Annotated in this window: 12 protein-coding genes; 5 read left to right on the forward strand and 7 right to left on the reverse strand. The window is 71.5% G+C overall.

The window, feature by feature from the left end:
- Positions 1–49 precede the first annotated feature (49 nt).
- On the reverse strand, positions 50–697 hold the full coding sequence (locus tag E0493_RS08340; protein WP_160936464.1) for a flavin reductase family protein: 648 nt from the start codon (positions 695–697) through the stop codon (positions 50–52).
- A gap of 72 nt (positions 698–769) precedes the next feature.
- Positions 770–2035: an MFS transporter gene (locus E0493_RS08345; protein ID WP_160936465.1), complete on the reverse strand. Its 1266-nt coding sequence runs from the start codon at positions 2033–2035 to the stop codon at positions 770–772.
- Positions 2036–2108: 73 nt separating this feature from the next.
- On the opposite strand from E0493_RS08345, the gene E0493_RS08350 reads away from it, so the two are divergent.
- Positions 2109–2690 carry a TetR/AcrR family transcriptional regulator gene (locus E0493_RS08350; RefSeq protein ID WP_160936466.1) on the forward strand — a complete coding sequence of 194 codons (582 nt, stop codon included), beginning with the start codon at positions 2109–2111 and terminating at the stop codon, positions 2688–2690.
- 32 nt (positions 2691–2722) lie between these two features.
- Here E0493_RS08350 and E0493_RS08355 read toward each other — a convergent pair whose 3' ends face one another.
- Positions 2723–3694 carry a 2-hydroxyacid dehydrogenase gene (locus E0493_RS08355; RefSeq protein WP_160936467.1) on the reverse strand — a complete coding sequence of 324 codons (972 nt, stop codon included), beginning with the start codon at positions 3692–3694 and terminating at the stop codon, positions 2723–2725.
- A 174-nt stretch (positions 3695–3868) separates the two neighbouring features.
- Here E0493_RS08355 and E0493_RS08360 point away from each other — a divergent pair, with 174 nt between their 5' ends.
- Both E0493_RS08360 and E0493_RS08365 read left to right on the forward strand, forming a co-directional pair.
- On the forward strand, positions 3869–4657 hold the full coding sequence (locus E0493_RS08360) for an SDR family oxidoreductase (RefSeq protein WP_160936468.1): 789 nt from the start codon (positions 3869–3871) through the stop codon (positions 4655–4657).
- Positions 4647–5927 (forward strand): hydantoinase/carbamoylase family amidase, encoded by a 1281-nt coding sequence (locus tag E0493_RS08365; RefSeq protein WP_367614470.1) that lies wholly within the window; start codon positions 4647–4649, stop codon positions 5925–5927. The genes E0493_RS08360 and E0493_RS08365 overlap by 11 nt, the downstream gene beginning before the upstream one ends.
- Positions 5928–5972: 45 nt before the next feature.
- Here the strand turns inward: E0493_RS08365 and E0493_RS08370 are convergent, their stop codons facing one another.
- A complete protein-coding gene (locus tag E0493_RS08370) occupies positions 5973–7019 on the reverse strand; it encodes an amino acid ABC transporter substrate-binding protein (RefSeq protein WP_160936470.1) in 1047 nt (348 codons plus the stop codon).
- A gap of 139 nt (positions 7020–7158) precedes the next feature.
- Here E0493_RS08370 and E0493_RS08375 point away from each other — a divergent pair, with 139 nt between their 5' ends.
- Complete coding sequence (locus E0493_RS08375; protein WP_160936471.1) at positions 7159–7686, forward strand: YaiI/YqxD family protein; 528 nt, start codon at positions 7159–7161, stop codon at positions 7684–7686.
- Here the strand turns inward: E0493_RS08375 and E0493_RS08380 are convergent, their stop codons facing one another.
- From E0493_RS08380 to E0493_RS08390, 3 genes are all read right to left on the reverse strand, one after another.
- Complete coding sequence (locus tag E0493_RS08380; protein WP_160936472.1) at positions 7687–8670, reverse strand: aldo/keto reductase; 984 nt, start codon at positions 8668–8670, stop codon at positions 7687–7689.
- Positions 8671–8737: 67 nt separating this feature from the next.
- Complete coding sequence (locus tag E0493_RS08385) at positions 8738–10471, reverse strand: ABC transporter ATP-binding protein (RefSeq protein WP_160936473.1); 1734 nt, start codon at positions 10469–10471, stop codon at positions 8738–8740.
- Between the two features lie 84 nt (positions 10472–10555).
- Positions 10556–11224: an EI24 domain-containing protein gene (locus E0493_RS08390; protein WP_160936474.1), complete on the reverse strand. Its 669-nt coding sequence runs from the start codon at positions 11222–11224 to the stop codon at positions 10556–10558.
- Positions 11225–11366: 142 nt separating this feature from the next.
- Here E0493_RS08390 and E0493_RS08395 point away from each other — a divergent pair, with 142 nt between their 5' ends.
- A complete protein-coding gene (locus E0493_RS08395) occupies positions 11367–13316 on the forward strand; it encodes a bifunctional 2',3'-cyclic-nucleotide 2'-phosphodiesterase/3'-nucleotidase (RefSeq protein WP_160936475.1) in 1950 nt (649 codons plus the stop codon).
- Positions 13317–13335: the final 19 nt, after the last annotated feature.

A 13335-nucleotide genomic window follows, 5' to 3' on the forward strand; every position in this document is an offset into this window, starting at 1 on the left:
CCTCCCTCCCGGCCGCCTTTCGTGGGGGCTGCAGCGCTTGCCGGGCTGTTCAGTCCGGCTTTCCCGCCTTTCGCGCCTGCCACGTGTCCCAGGTGATGCGGGGGATCTCCACCCGGTCCGTGGTGCGGGCATACCAGCCGCGGCCATGCAGGCGGCCAAGCAGTTCCATGCGCGGCGTGTCGATGTAGAGCTTGGCGGGGTCGGCGACGCAGTCGTCCCGCATTTCCATGGACAGGACACGGCCGAGCACCAGCGTGTTGCCGCCGAGCGGCACGAGCTGGAAGGTCTCGCACTCCATGGCGACGGGGCTCTCGGCGATGCGGGGCGGCTTGACCCTCCGGCTCGGCACCGGCGTCAGGCCGGCCTCGGCCAGCTCGTCCACCCCGGGCGGCATGTCGATGGCGGTGATGTTCATGGCCTGCGCCGTCGCTTCGGAAACCAGGCAGACCACGAACTGCCCGGTCGCCTTGATGTTCGCCAGCGTGTCCTTGTCGCCCGGCCCGCGCGGAGAGCCGCCGACGCTGACGCCGACGATCGCCGGATCGCTGGAGAAGGCGTTGAAGAAGGAGAAGGGGGCGGCATTGACCACCCCTGCGGCATCCTGCGTCACCACCCAGGCGATCGGCCGCGGCACGACGGTGGAGGTCAGAAGCTTGTAGCGCTCGGCGACGCTCAGCTTGTCGAAGTCGAATTGCATGGGCCTGTGCTTCTCTCCCTCAGGGCGGCGCATGGTGGGTGGGGCGCGCCGCCCTGTCCAGCGGGCGCCGCCTCAGGCCATGGCAGGCGCGGCACCACGGCGGATGGCCAATGAGAGGCCCGCCGCGAGGAGACCTGTGGTGCCGGCGAGGATGAACATGCCGAGATAGTCGCCCTGGGTGTCGCGCAGCACGCCGCCCAGGAATGCCGCGCTGGCCGCGCCGACCTGGTGGCCTGCCGCCACCCAGCCGAAGATCACCGGCGCGTCCCGCTCGCCGAAAGCCTCCGTGGCCAGGCGAAGCGTGGGCGGCACGGTGGCGATCCAGTCCAGCCCGTAGAACACGGCGAAGAGGCTGAGGCTGTAGAGCGAGAAGTCGGAGTAGGGCAGGTAGATCAGGGAAAGCCCGCGCAGGCCGTAATAGACGAACAGCAGCTTGCGCGGGTCGAACCGGTCGGTCAGCCAGCCGGAGAGGGTGGTGCCGATGAGGTCGAAAATCCCCATCAGCGCCAGCAGCCCGGCGGCGCGCACCTCGGGGATGCCCATGTCGCCGCAGAGTGCGATGAGGTGGGTGCCGACCAGCCCGTTGGTGGTGAAGCCGCAGATCCAGAACGTGGCGAAGAGATACCAGAAGGTGCGGGTGCGCGAGGCCCGCTTCAGGCTGCCGAAGGCGGCGGCGAGCAGGCCGGCGGCCGGCTGCTGCGGCACGGTGCTTCCCGGCGCGGCCCCGTAGGGCACCAGGCCGATGGAGGCCGGGCGCTCTGGCACCAGCCACCAGACCAGCGGGATCACCGCCGCCGTGGCGGCCGAGACGGTCAGCACGACGGGGCGCCAGCCGCCGGCCTCCGCCAGCGAAGCCAGCAGCGGCAGAAAGATCAGCGTGCCGGTGGCGGTGCTGGCGGTCAGCAGGCCCATCATCAGGCCCCGGTTCCTCACGAACCACCGGTTCACCACCGTGGCGCCGAGCACCAGCGCCACCGCGCCGGACCCCATGCCGGAAAGCACCCCCCAGCTCAGGACGAGCTGCCAGGGCTCGCTCATGAAGGCGCTGGACGCGGTTGAGGCGGACATCAGCGCGAGGGCGCCGAGCACTGTGCGGCGCAGCCCGAGGCTGGCCATCAGCGCCGCCGCGAAGGGGCCGACCAGGCCATAGAGAAAGATGCCGAGCCCGGCCGAGAAGGCGATGGTGCTCCGGCTCCAGCCGAAGGCCTCTTCCAGCGGCAGGATCAGCACGCCGGGCGTGGAGCGCAGCCCGGCCGAGGCCAGCAGCGTCACGAAGATCACCGCGACGACGACGAAAGCGTAGTTCTGGCCAAGCGGCCGGGGGATGCTTATGCTCATGTGACTGACCGGTACGTTTCCGATATAGCGTACGTACCGGTCAGTAACATCGTCAAGGACCTTTCTTCCGCATATGCCTGCCACGCACGCCAAGCCGCCCTCCGCCGCCGCCCGCATCCGTGAGGCCGCCGCGGAGCTCTTCTACAGGCTGGGCATCCGCGCGGTCGGGGTGGACGAGATCGTCTCCCGGGCGGGCGTCACCAAACCCAGCCTGTATCGCAGCTTCTCGTCCAAGGACGAGCTGGCCGCGTGCTACCTCCGCGACTACGAGACCCTGTTCTGGCAGCGCTTCGATGCGGCCGTGGCCGCGCATCCCGGCGACCCCCGCGCGCAGCTCGGCGCGTTTCTGCGCCCATTGGCCATGCGGGCGGCGGCGGACGGCTATCGCGGCTGCGGGCTGACCAATGCCGCGGTGGAGTACCCGTCGCCCGGCCATCCCGCGCGGCTGGTCAGCGAGGCCAACAAGCGCGCGCTGCGCCAGCGCCTGCGCGCCATGGCCGCCGAGATGGGCGCCCGGGACCCGGAGGCGCTGGGCGATGGCCTGCTGCTGCTGATCGAGGGGGCCTATGTCTCCGGCCAGTTGTTCGGCGCCGGCGGACCGGCCGCGCGCGTGGCGGAGAACGCCGACCGGCTGATCGGCGCCTGGCTGGCCTGAGCCCCGCGCTCCCCGCCGCGGCAGGCCCTGCCTCAGCCTACAGGGTGCGGCGGCGCCGCGTTCCGCTGCAGCACGGCGTCGAGGTTGTCGAGGCAGCGGAAGCCCATGGCGTCCCGCGTCTCCACGGTGGCGCTGCCGAGATGGGGCAGCAGCACCAGGTTGGGCGTGGTATGATAGCCCTCGTAAATGTTCGGCTCGCCGGCGAAGACGTCGAGCCCCGCCGCGCGCAGGTGCCCGGAAGCAAGGGCCGCGCAGAGGGCGGCGTCGTCCACCGTGGTGCCGCGCCCGGTGTTCACCACGATCGCGCCCCTGGGCAGCATGGCGATGCGCTCGGCGTTGAGCCAGTTCCGGGTCGCCGCGCCGCCGGGGATGTGCATGGAGAGCACGTCGATCCCGCCGAGGAAGGCCGCGTCCTCGGCATGGTGGATGGCGGCCTGTTCCTCGGCGGGGCCGAGCCGGTTGCGGTTGCGGTAATGGATCTCCATGCCGAAGCCGCGCGCCATGCGCGCCAGCGCCTGGCCGATCCGCCCCATGCCGAGGATGCCGAGCCGCTTGTTCTCCAGCGTGACGCCCATGAGCTGGGTCGGCGCCCAGCCCGTCCACTCGCGCGCGCGCACCATCCGCTCCGCCTCGCCGCCGCGCCGCGCGGCGGTCAGGATCAGCAGCATGGCGATCTCGGCGGTGGCGACGCTCAGCACGTCGGGGGTGTTGGTCACCAGGATGCCGCGCGCGGCGGCGGCGGGCAGGTCGATGTGGTCGGTGCCGACGCTGAAGGTGGCGATGATCCGCACGCTTTCCGGCAGGCGGCCGATGGTCTGGGCGTCCAGCGCGTCCCCGGCGGCGCAAAGGATGCCGGCGGCACCGCCCCGCTCCGCGGCGGCGACGATCTCGCCGCCGCTCATCGGCGTGTCCGCCGGGTTGGGGATGGTGACGTAGTCGCGCTGGGCGCGGGCCTCCACCGCGTCGGGGAAGCGGCGGGTGAGCAGGATGACGGGCTTGCTCATGCGGCGGGTCTCCGTGCGGGGCTGCGGGCGTAGCCGAAGGCCATCGCGTCCATGGTGGTCGTCCCTCCCTTTCGTGCCTCGGGCCCAGCTTAATCGCCGGGCGCCGTCTTGCCAGGGGGAGGGGAAGGGTTCACGGTCCGCCCCCTCAGCCAGCAAGTGAGGAGGAGCGGAACCATGGATCTGGGTCTGCAGGGGCGCCGTGCCCTGGTGATGGGGGCTTCCAAGGGACTTGGCCGGTCGGTCGCCGATGCGCTGGCGGCGGAGGGCGTGGCGATCGCCATCTCCGGCCGCAACCAGGCGAGCCTGGACCGGGTGGCGGACGAGCTGAAGGCGGCCGGCGCGCCGAAGGCGGTGGGCATCACCGCCGACGTGGCCGAGGCCGCGCAGATGGACCGGCTGGCCGACGCGGCGGTGGCCGCGCTGGGCGGGGTGGACATCCTGGTGCTGAACCATGGCGGCCCGCCGACCTGCACGGCGCTGGAGATGAAGGAGGAGGACCTCGTCACCTGGTTCCAGCGCATCGTGCTCTCGCCGATCCGCATCGCCAACCGGCTGCTGCCGGCGATGCGCCAGCAGAAATGGGGCCGGCTGATCACCATCGCCTCCACCGGCGTGGTGCAGCCGCTGCCGGGGCTGGCGCTGTCCAACACGCTGCGCTCGGCGATCGTCGGCTGGAACAAGACGCTGGCCAGCGAGATCGCGGGCGATGGCGTGACCTGCAACATCATCGGCCCCGGCGCCTTCGCCACCGATCGCACGCAGGAAACCCTGGCCTCCGCCTCGCAGAAGACCGGCAAGAGCATTGACGCGCTGGTCACCGAGCGCTCCGCGACCATCCCGGTGGGCCGCTTCGGCGAGCCCAAGGAGTTCGGCCCGATGGGGGCCTTCCTGGCCTCGGCGCATGCCTCCTACATCACCGGCCGCGTGCATCTGGTGGATGGCGGGGTGGTCCGTGGCGTCTGAGGCGTTGCGGCGGAACCTGTCGCCGGATGTCGAACTGGCCGCGCGCCTGTTCGACGAGCTGCGGCAGCGGAGCTTCGACGGCGTCGGCATCACCCGCGAGGCCTACGGCCCCGGCGAGCGCATGGCGCATGCGCTGGCCCGCCGCGAGGCCGAGGCGCTCGGCCTGGAGGTGAGCGCCGACCCGGTCGGCAACCTGCACATGACCCTGCCGGGCCAGGACCGCGTGGCGAAGCGGGTGCTGCTCGGCAGCCACCTCGATTCGGTGCCGCAGGGCGGCAATTTCGACGGTGCCGCCGGCGTGCTGGCGGGGCTCGCCGCCGTGGCCGGGCTGAAGCGCGCGGGCTTCACCCCGGCGCGCGACATCACCGTGATCGCGACCCGCGCCGAGGAGGCGGGGGCCTGGTTCCCGACCTCCTATCCCGGCAGCCGGGGCGCGCTGGGCCGGCTGAAGCCGGAGGAGCTCCAGGTGAAGCGCCAGGACTCCGGCCGCAGCCTCGCCGACCACATGCGCGAGGAGGGCTTCGACCCGGACTTCGCCGCGCGTGGCGAGACGCTGATCACCCCGGAGAATGCCGCCGCCTTCCTGGAGGTGCATATCGAGCAGGGGCCGGTGCTGGACTCCGAGGGCATCCCCGTCGGCATCGTCACCGGCATCCCGGGCAGCCGCCGGCTGCGGCAGGGCCGCGTGCTTGGCGAGTACAACCATTCCGGCGGCACGCCGCGGCGCTACCGGCGCGATGCCGCCATCGCCCTGGCCGAGCTGGCGGTGGCGCTCGACGAGGAATGGGCCCGGCTGGAGGCGCATGGCCACCGGCTCGTCTGCACCTTCTGCACCCTGGCCACCACGGCCGAGGCGGGCTTCACCAAGATCGCCGGCGAGGCGACCTTCATGCTGGACGTGCGCAGCGTGAACCCGGCCAGCGTGGACGCCATCTTCGCCGAGCTGGCCCGGCAGGTGCCGGCCATCGAGGCGCGGCGCGGCGTGCGCTTCGATCTCGGCGCCGAGACCGGCTCGGTGGCCGCGCCGATGGATGCCGGGCTGCGCGCCGGCCTGGCGCGGGCCGCCGAGGCGACCGGCGTGCGCACCCTGGAGATGGCCTCCGGCGGCGGGCATGACGCAGCGGCCTTCGCGGCGGCGGGCATCCCGTCCGCGATGCTGTTCGTGCGCAACCAGAACGGCAGCCACAATCCGCACGAGGCGATGCGGATGGAGGATTTCGCCGAGGCCTGCACTGTGGTCACGCGCTGGCTGGCCGAGGCGGCCGGCTGAGGAAAGGCGGCGGGGAGGGCGCGCAGCCTTCCCCGCCCGCTCCCGTCAGCGGATCGGCGGCGCGTACATCAGCCCGCCATGGTTCCACAGCGCGTTCAGCCCGCGCGGCAGGCCCAGCGGGGAGTCCTCCCCAAGATGGCGCTGGAAGATCTCCCCGTAGTTCCCGACGGCCTTGATGGCGTTGTAGGCCCAGCGCCGATCCAGCCCCATGGCCGGACCGTGGTCGCCGCTGACGCCCAGCAGGCGGCGCACATCCGGGTTTGGGCTGTCCAGCATGCTGTCCAGATTGGCCTGGGTGACGCCCAGTTCCTCGGCCAGCACCAGCGCGAAGAAGGTCCAGCGCACGATGTCGTACCATTGCGGGTCGCCCTTGCGGACGGCCGGGGTCAGCGGCTCCTTGCTGATGATGTCCGGCAGAATCACGTGCTCGCCCTTGGGCAGGCTGCTGACGAAGCCGGCAAGCTGGCTGGCATCCAGCGTGTAGGAATCGCAGCGGCCGGAGAGATAGGCCTTCCGCGTGTCCTCGTTCGACTCGAACACGACGGGGTGGACCGCGAACCTGTTGGTACGGGCCCAGTCCGCCAGGTTCAGCTCGTTCGTGGAGCCGGCGGTGACGCAGATGCTGGCCCCGTCGAGCTGCGAGGCCTTGGTGACGCCGAGCGACTTCTTCACCACGAAGCCCTGGCCGTCATAGAAGGCCACGGGACCGAACTGCAGGCCGGCATTGACCTCGCGGGAGTGGGTCCAGGTGAAGGTGCGGGCCACCATGTCCACCTGGCCGGATTGCAGCGCCGGGATGCGCGCCTGGCTGGTCAGCACTGTCCAGCGGATCCTGGCGTTGGGGCCCAGCACGGCCGCGGCCACGGCGCGGCAGATGTCGGGATCGAGCCCCTGCTGCTCGCCGCGGCTGTCCGGCACGCCGAAGCCGGGGCTGCCCTGGTTGGCGCTGCAATCGAGCAGGCCCTTGGCGCGGACCCCGGCCAGGGTCGGGCCGGGCTCGGCCATCTGCGCGGCGGCGCGGCCGGCCGGCGGCAGCATGGCCGCCAGGGCAAGTCCGGTCGTGAGGAGAAGTCGGATGGACAAGGTGGGCATCTTTGTCTCCGGCTGGTTGCGCCGGGCCATGGCAGCCACGGGCCCGGCGGACACCGTTCCAGAAAAGCAATATCGATTCCACTGGAACCACGGCGGCGCCGCGCTGGGCGCCGTGGGGCGGATGGCGTATTGCGGGGCCATGAGTGACGCCAAGGGGCCGCAGCGGCCCGAAATCTGGATCGACGCCGATGCCTGCCCGGTGCGGGAGGAGGTGTTCCGCGTCGCGGCACGCCACTCCCTCGTGGTGCATGTCGTCTCCAACGGCGCGCGCGGCATCCGCCTGCCGGAGGCGGAGTGGATCCGCCGCGTCATCGTGCCCGAGGGGCCGGACGCGGCGGATGACTGGATCGCCACGCATATCCGGCCTCAGGACCTCTGCGTCACCGCCGACATCCCGCTCGCCGCGCGCTGCCTGGAGCAGGGCGCGCGGGCGCTGGCGCCGAACGGCCGGCTCTGGACCACCGACAACATCGGCAGCGCCCTGGCGGGGCGCGAGGTGGCGCGGCACCTGCGGGAGATCGGCGCCACCACCCGCGGGCCGGCGGCCATGGGGAGCGCCGACCGCTCCCGCTTCCTTTCCGCGCTGGAGAACGAGGCGCAGGCGGCGATCCGGGGTGCCAGCGCCGCGCCGCTGAGGCTCTGGCGCCCATTGCCCGACGGGAACTGATCAGCCCGCGGGCGTCGGAGCCTCTTCCGGGAGCAGGGACTGCGCCTTCAGCGTGGCCCAGAACGCGGCGGGGATCTCCTGCCGCATCAGCTCGGCGTTCTGCCGCACCCGGTCCGGGTGCTTGGCGCCGGGGATGACCGAGGCCACCACGGGATGCGCGGCGCAGAACTGCAGCGCGGCCGCGCGCAGGTCCACGCCATGCTCCTTGGCCACGGCGGCCAGGCGGTCGCGCGCCGCCACCTGCTCGGCCGGCGCCTCCTGGTAGTCGAAGGTGCGGCCCCCGGCGAGCAGGCCGGAGTTGAAGGGGCCGCCCACCACCACATGCGCGCCGCGCTCGGCGCAGAGCGGGAACAGCTCCCTCAGCCCGGTGAGGTCGAGCAGGCTGTAGCGGCCGGCGAGCAGGAACACGTCCGGGTCGGATTCCCTCACCGCGCGGATGCAGGGCTCCGGCAGGTTCACGCCCAGGCCCCAGGCGCGGATCAGTCCTTCCTCACGCATCTTGATCAGCTCGCGGAAGGCGCCCTCGCGGGCCTTCTCGAACTGCTCCGTCCAGGCCTCGCCCAGATGGTCAGCGGCGAGGTCGTGGACATAGACGATGTCGATCCGGCCGACCGCCATGCGTTGCAGGCTGTCCTCCACGGAGCGGCGGGCACCGGCGGCGGAATAGTCCAGCACGCGGCGGAAGGGCAGGGCGCTGAGGAAAGGCGGCTCGGGCTCGGCCTCCAGGTCCGGCACCAGCAGGCGCCCGACCTTGGTGGAGAGCACGTAGTCGTCGCGCCCGTGCCGCCGCAGCACGTCGCCGAAGCGGTGCTCGGAGAGGCCGGCGCCGTAGTGCGGGGCGGTGTCGAAGTAGCGGATGCCGCTCTCCCAGGCGGCTTCCAGCGTCGCCTCCGCGGTGTTCTCGTCCACCTTGGCGAACATGTCGCCGAGCGGGGCGCCGCCGAAGCCGAGCGGTCCGGGGGGCGCGAAGCGTTGACTGGCCATGGGCCTGCCTCCTTTGCGGGTTCCGCCGGAAGGACGCGCGGCGCGCCCTCCGGGTTGCCCCGGCATCTCAGCCCGCGATGCGGCCCAGATGCGTCTCCTGCACGGCGCTCAGGCGCTGGTAGAGACCAGGCCGCGCCACCAGCTCCTCATGGCGGCCCTGCGCGACGATGCCGCTCTCGTCCACCACAACGATGCGGTCCGCGTTGCGGATGGTGGCCAGGCGGTGGGCGATGACCAGCGTGGTGCGCCCCCTGGCCAGCTCGGCGAGGGATTGCTGGATCGCGCGCTCCGTCTCGGTGTCGAGCGCCGAGGTGGCCTCGTCCAGGATCAGGATGGGCGGGTTCTTCAGGAAGATGCGGGCGATCGCCAGGCGCTGCTTCTGCCCGCCCGAGAGCTTCACGCCGCGCTCGCCGACCACGGTGTCCAGCCCCTCCGGCAGCCGCTCGATCAGCCCGTCCAGCTTCGCCCGGCGCGCCGCCTCGCGGATCTCCGCCTCCGAGGCGCCGAGCCGGCCATAGGCGATGTTCTCCCGCAGCGTGCCGGCGAAAAGGAAGACGTCCTGCTGCACGATGCCGATCTGCGCCCGCAGCGAGGCCAGGGTCATGCCACGGATGTCCAGCCCATCGATGGTGATGCGCCCCGCCTCGACGTCGTAGAAGCGCGGCAGCAGCGAGCAGAGCGTGGTCTTGCCCGCGCCGGAGGGGCCGACAAAGGCCACCGTGCCGCCGGCCGGCAGGTGCAGGTCGATGTCCCGCAGCACCGGCTTGCCCGGCAGGTAGCCGAAGCGGACATGCTCGTAGCGGATCTCGCCGCGCAGCGCGGGGGCGGGGATGGCATCTGGCGCGTCGGTGATGTCGGGCGCGGTGTCCAGCAGCTCGCAATAGCGGCGGAAGCCGGCGATGCCCTTCGGATAGGTCTCGATGACGGCGCTGATCTTCTCCACGGGGCGGAAGAACACGCCGACCAGCAGCAGGAAGCCGACGAACTCGCCGTTGGAGAGCTGGCCGTTCAGCACGAAGTAGCTGCCCGCCAGCATCACCACCATCTGCGTCAGCCGCATGCCGAGATAGTTGAGCGAGGTGCTGGCGGCCATGATGCGGTAGGCCTCCAGCTTGGTGGTGCGGTACTGCGCGTTGTCCTGCGCGAAGAGGGCGCGCTCATGGTCCTCGTTGCCGAAGGCCTGCACCACGCGCATGCCGCCCACCGTCTCCTCGATGCGCGCGTTGAAGGCGCCGACGCGGCCGAACAGCCGGCGCCAGGTGTTGGTCATGTGCGAGCCGTAATGCGTCGAGGCCCAGCCGATCAGCGGCACGATCACCGCCGTCAGCAGGGCGAGCGGCACATGCACGCTGAACATCAGGGCGAAGGCGCCGAGGAAGGTCATCACGGCGATGAACAGGTCCTCCGGCCCGTGATGCGCCACCTCGCCCACCTCCTCCAGGTCGCGCGTCACGCGGGCGACGAGGTGGCCGGTCTTCTGGTTGTCGTAGAAGCGGAAGGAGAGCTTCTGCAGGTGGTCGAAAGCCTTCCGCCGCATCTCCGTCTCGATGTTGATGCCGAGCATGTGGCCCCAATAGGTGACCACGGCCATCAAGCCGGTGTTTAGAAGGTAGATGAGAAGCAGGCCGGTGGCGGCGAGCAGGATCAGCGTCCAGTCCTGCCGGGGCAGCAGGTTGTCCACGAAGGCCTTCACCGCGACGGGAAAGCCGAGCTCCAGCAGCCCCGCCAGCACGGCGCAGGAGAAGTCCAGCAGGAACAGGCGGAAATGCGGGCGGTAGTAGCCGAAGAAGCGCCGGAGCATGTCGGGAAGGCCTTGCCCATGAAGGAGGAGCCGGCGGCCGCCGGCCCGGGAGCGGCATTCCTATCCGGCGCGCGGGCGAACAGGTCAACCGGATTTGCCGCGGTGCAGCAGGTGCGTCATGGCCGCGGTGCCGAGCACGGGCACCAGGAGGTTGGCCACCGGCACCACCGCCGCCGCCGCCAGGACCGCCCCTACGGCCAGGATCTCGTTGCGGCGGCGGCGGCGCAGCAGGCGCGATTCGGGCACCGACATGCGGCGCTGGGCCACCCCCTCGAACAGCCCATAGCCCAGGGATACCGTTGAGACGGCCCAGAACAGCACCACGCCCACTGGCGGCAGCATCAGCGTCAGCGGCAGGATGACCAGCGTCAGCACCAGCAGCCGCAGCGAAAGCGAGAGGTTGGCGCCGATCTGGGCGGAGAGCGAGGCGCCTTTGGCCGGCGGCAAGGCGGGATAGAAGCGGCGCTCGACGGCCTCCGCCACCTCGTCGAGAAAGAGGCTGGTGATGGCCAGCAGCAGCGGCACGAAGAGCCAGAGGGCCGTCAGCAGCACCAGCGCTCCGCCAAGCAGCCCCGCCATGGTGGCCAGCCAGCCGTCGCCGCCGACCAGCGCGCCGACGCCCCAGTCGGCCAGCACCGCCAGCCCGCCAAAGGCCAGGATGGCGGCCAGCAGCCCCTTCAGCAGGGGGCCACGAAAGCCAGGATCGGCGATCTGGCGCAGGGGCAGCAGCAGGCTGGCGGTGACGGTCTTCATCGGGGCTCCGGACGGTAAGGGGGGCAGATATGGGGCTTCGGGGCCCGGCTGCGAATGGCGCAGCGGGGCCGGTCGCTCGTCAGGGTTGATCGGCGCCGCGCCGCTGCCGAGAATGGCCGTCCCACCTGCCCGGTCCGCGCCGATGCCCGCACCCGCCCTTTCCCGCCGCGCCCTGCTGCTCTCGGGCGCCGCATTCTCCCTGGGCCTGCCGCCGGCGGCGCACGCCCAGGCGCCCGCGAAGCTGCGGCTGCGCCTGCTGGAGACGACCGACCTCCACGTCAACGTCTTCCCCTACGACTACTACCGGGACCGGACGGACGACACGGTGGGCCTGGCCAAGACCGCGACGCTGATCGCCGCCGCCCGCGCCGAGGTCCCGAACAGCCTGCTCTTCGACAACGGCGACGTCATCCAGGGCAGCCCGCTCGGCGACTACATGGCCTATTCGCATGGGCTGAAGCCAGGGCAGGTGCATCCGATCATCGCTGCCATGAACCGGCTGGATTATGTCTGCGGAACGCTGGGCAACCATGAGTTCAACTACGGCCTCGACTATCTCGGCACCGCGCTGACCGGGCAGAACTTCCCCAGCGTCTGCGCCAACCTGCTCAAGGCGGATGGCACGCCGCTGGTGCCGCCCACCCGCCTTTTCGAGCGCGAGATGGTGGACGAGGGCGGCCGGAAGCACCGGTTGCGGATCGGCGTCATCGGCTTCGTGCCACCACAGATCATGCAGTGGGACCAGGCCAACCTTGCCGGCAAGGTGACCACCCTCGATATCGTCGAGGCCGCCCGGCAGCACCTGCCCAGGCTGCGCGCCGAGTCGGACGTGGTGGTGGCGCTGTGCCATTCCGGCATCGCCGGCGGGGCGCCGAAGCCGGGGGCGGAGAACGCCGCCCTCTACCTCGCCGAGGTGCCGGGGATCGACGCCATCATGACCGGGCACCAGCATCTCGTCTTTCCCGGCAAGGACTTCGCCAACATCGCCGGGGTGGATGCGCAGCGCGGCTCGCTGCATGGCGTGCCCGCGGTGATGGCGGGCTTCTGGGGCAGCCATCTCGGCGTCATTGATCTCGTGCTGGAGCGCCGGGACGGCGCCTGGAAGGTCGCGGACTTCGCCAGCGAGGCCCGGCCGATCTACACCCGCACGCCGGAGCGCCGCATCGAGCCGACCGTCGCCGCCACCGAGGCGGTGCTGGCCGCCGCCCGCCCCGAGCACGAGGCGACGCTCGCCTATGTCCGCCAGCCCGTCGGCGAGACGCAGGCCGCGATCAACAGCTACTGGGCGCTGGTGGCGGATGACCCATCGGTGCAGATCGTCAGCAACGCCCAGCGCTGGTATGTCGAGGGGCTGGCCAGGGCGGCGGGCCTGGGCGAGCTGCCGCTGCTCTCTGCGGCGGCGCCCTTCAAGGCGGGCGGCCGCGGCGGGCCGGACTACTACACCGATGTGAAGCCGGGTCCGCTCGCCATCAAGGACGTGGCCGACATCTATCTCTACCCCAACACGCTGCGCGTGGTGAAGGTGACGGGGGCGCAACTGCGCGGCTGGCTGGAGCGCTCGGCCGGCCTGTTCAACCGCATCGATCCCGCTTCCGCCGAGGAGCAGGCGCTGATCAACCCGCGCTTCCCCTCCTACAATTTCGACGTGATCGACGGCGTCACCTACCGCATCGACGTGACGCAGCCCTCCCGCTTCGACGCCGACGGCAAGCTGGCTGCGCCCGAGGCGCGGCGCATCCACGACCTCGCCTGGCAGGGCAAGCCGGTCGGGGACGGGCAGGTGTTCCTGGTCGCCACCAACAACTACCGCGCCGGCGGCGGCGGCAACTTTCCCGGCGCCGATGGCAGCACCATCGTGCTGGAGGCGCCCGACCTGAACCGCGACGTGGTGGTGCGCTACATCGTGGAGCAGAAGCGCATCGATCCGGAAGCGGACGGCAACTGGTCGCTGGCGCCCTGGCCCTCCACGGCACGGGTCAGCTTCGTCACCGGTCCGGGCGCGGCGGCCTTCCGCCCCGCCGGCCTGCGTGCCGAGCCGCTCGGCAACACGCCGGACGGATTCACCAAGTACCGCCTCAGCCATGCGGGCTGAGGCGCCGCACCATCCTGGG

The sequence above is a fragment of the Teichococcus coralli genome (genome assembly GCF_009829925.1).
In the GTDB taxonomy this organism is placed as follows: Bacteria; Pseudomonadota; Alphaproteobacteria; order Acetobacterales; family Acetobacteraceae; genus Pseudoroseomonas; species Pseudoroseomonas coralli.

Excerpts from the sequence above, each read along its gene's own strand:
- E0493_RS08340 (WP_160936464.1), bottom strand. The coding sequence starts at position 697 with ATGCAATTCGACTTCGACAAGCTGAGCGTCGCCGAGCGCTACAAGCTT.
- E0493_RS08345 (WP_160936465.1), bottom strand. The coding sequence starts at position 2,035 with ATGAGCATAAGCATCCCCCGGCCGCTTGGCCAGAACTACGCTTTCGTC.
- E0493_RS08350 (WP_160936466.1), top strand. The coding sequence starts at position 2,109 with ATGCCTGCCACGCACGCCAAGCCGCCCTCCGCCGCCGCCCGCATCCGT.
- E0493_RS08355 (WP_160936467.1), bottom strand. The coding sequence starts at position 3,694 with ATGAGCAAGCCCGTCATCCTGCTCACCCGCCGCTTCCCCGACGCGGTG.
- E0493_RS08360 (WP_160936468.1), top strand. The coding sequence starts at position 3,869 with ATGGATCTGGGTCTGCAGGGGCGCCGTGCCCTGGTGATGGGGGCTTCC.
- E0493_RS08370 (WP_160936470.1), bottom strand. The coding sequence starts at position 7,019 with ATGCCCACCTTGTCCATCCGACTTCTCCTCACGACCGGACTTGCCCTG.
- E0493_RS08375 (WP_160936471.1), top strand. The coding sequence starts at position 7,159 with ATGAGTGACGCCAAGGGGCCGCAGCGGCCCGAAATCTGGATCGACGCC.
- E0493_RS08380 (WP_160936472.1), bottom strand. The coding sequence starts at position 8,670 with ATGGCCAGTCAACGCTTCGCGCCCCCCGGACCGCTCGGCTTCGGCGGC.
- E0493_RS08385 (WP_160936473.1), bottom strand. The coding sequence starts at position 10,471 with ATGCTCCGGCGCTTCTTCGGCTACTACCGCCCGCATTTCCGCCTGTTC.
- E0493_RS08390 (WP_160936474.1), bottom strand. The coding sequence starts at position 11,224 with ATGAAGACCGTCACCGCCAGCCTGCTGCTGCCCCTGCGCCAGATCGCC.
- E0493_RS08395 (WP_160936475.1), top strand. The coding sequence starts at position 11,367 with ATGCCCGCACCCGCCCTTTCCCGCCGCGCCCTGCTGCTCTCGGGCGCC.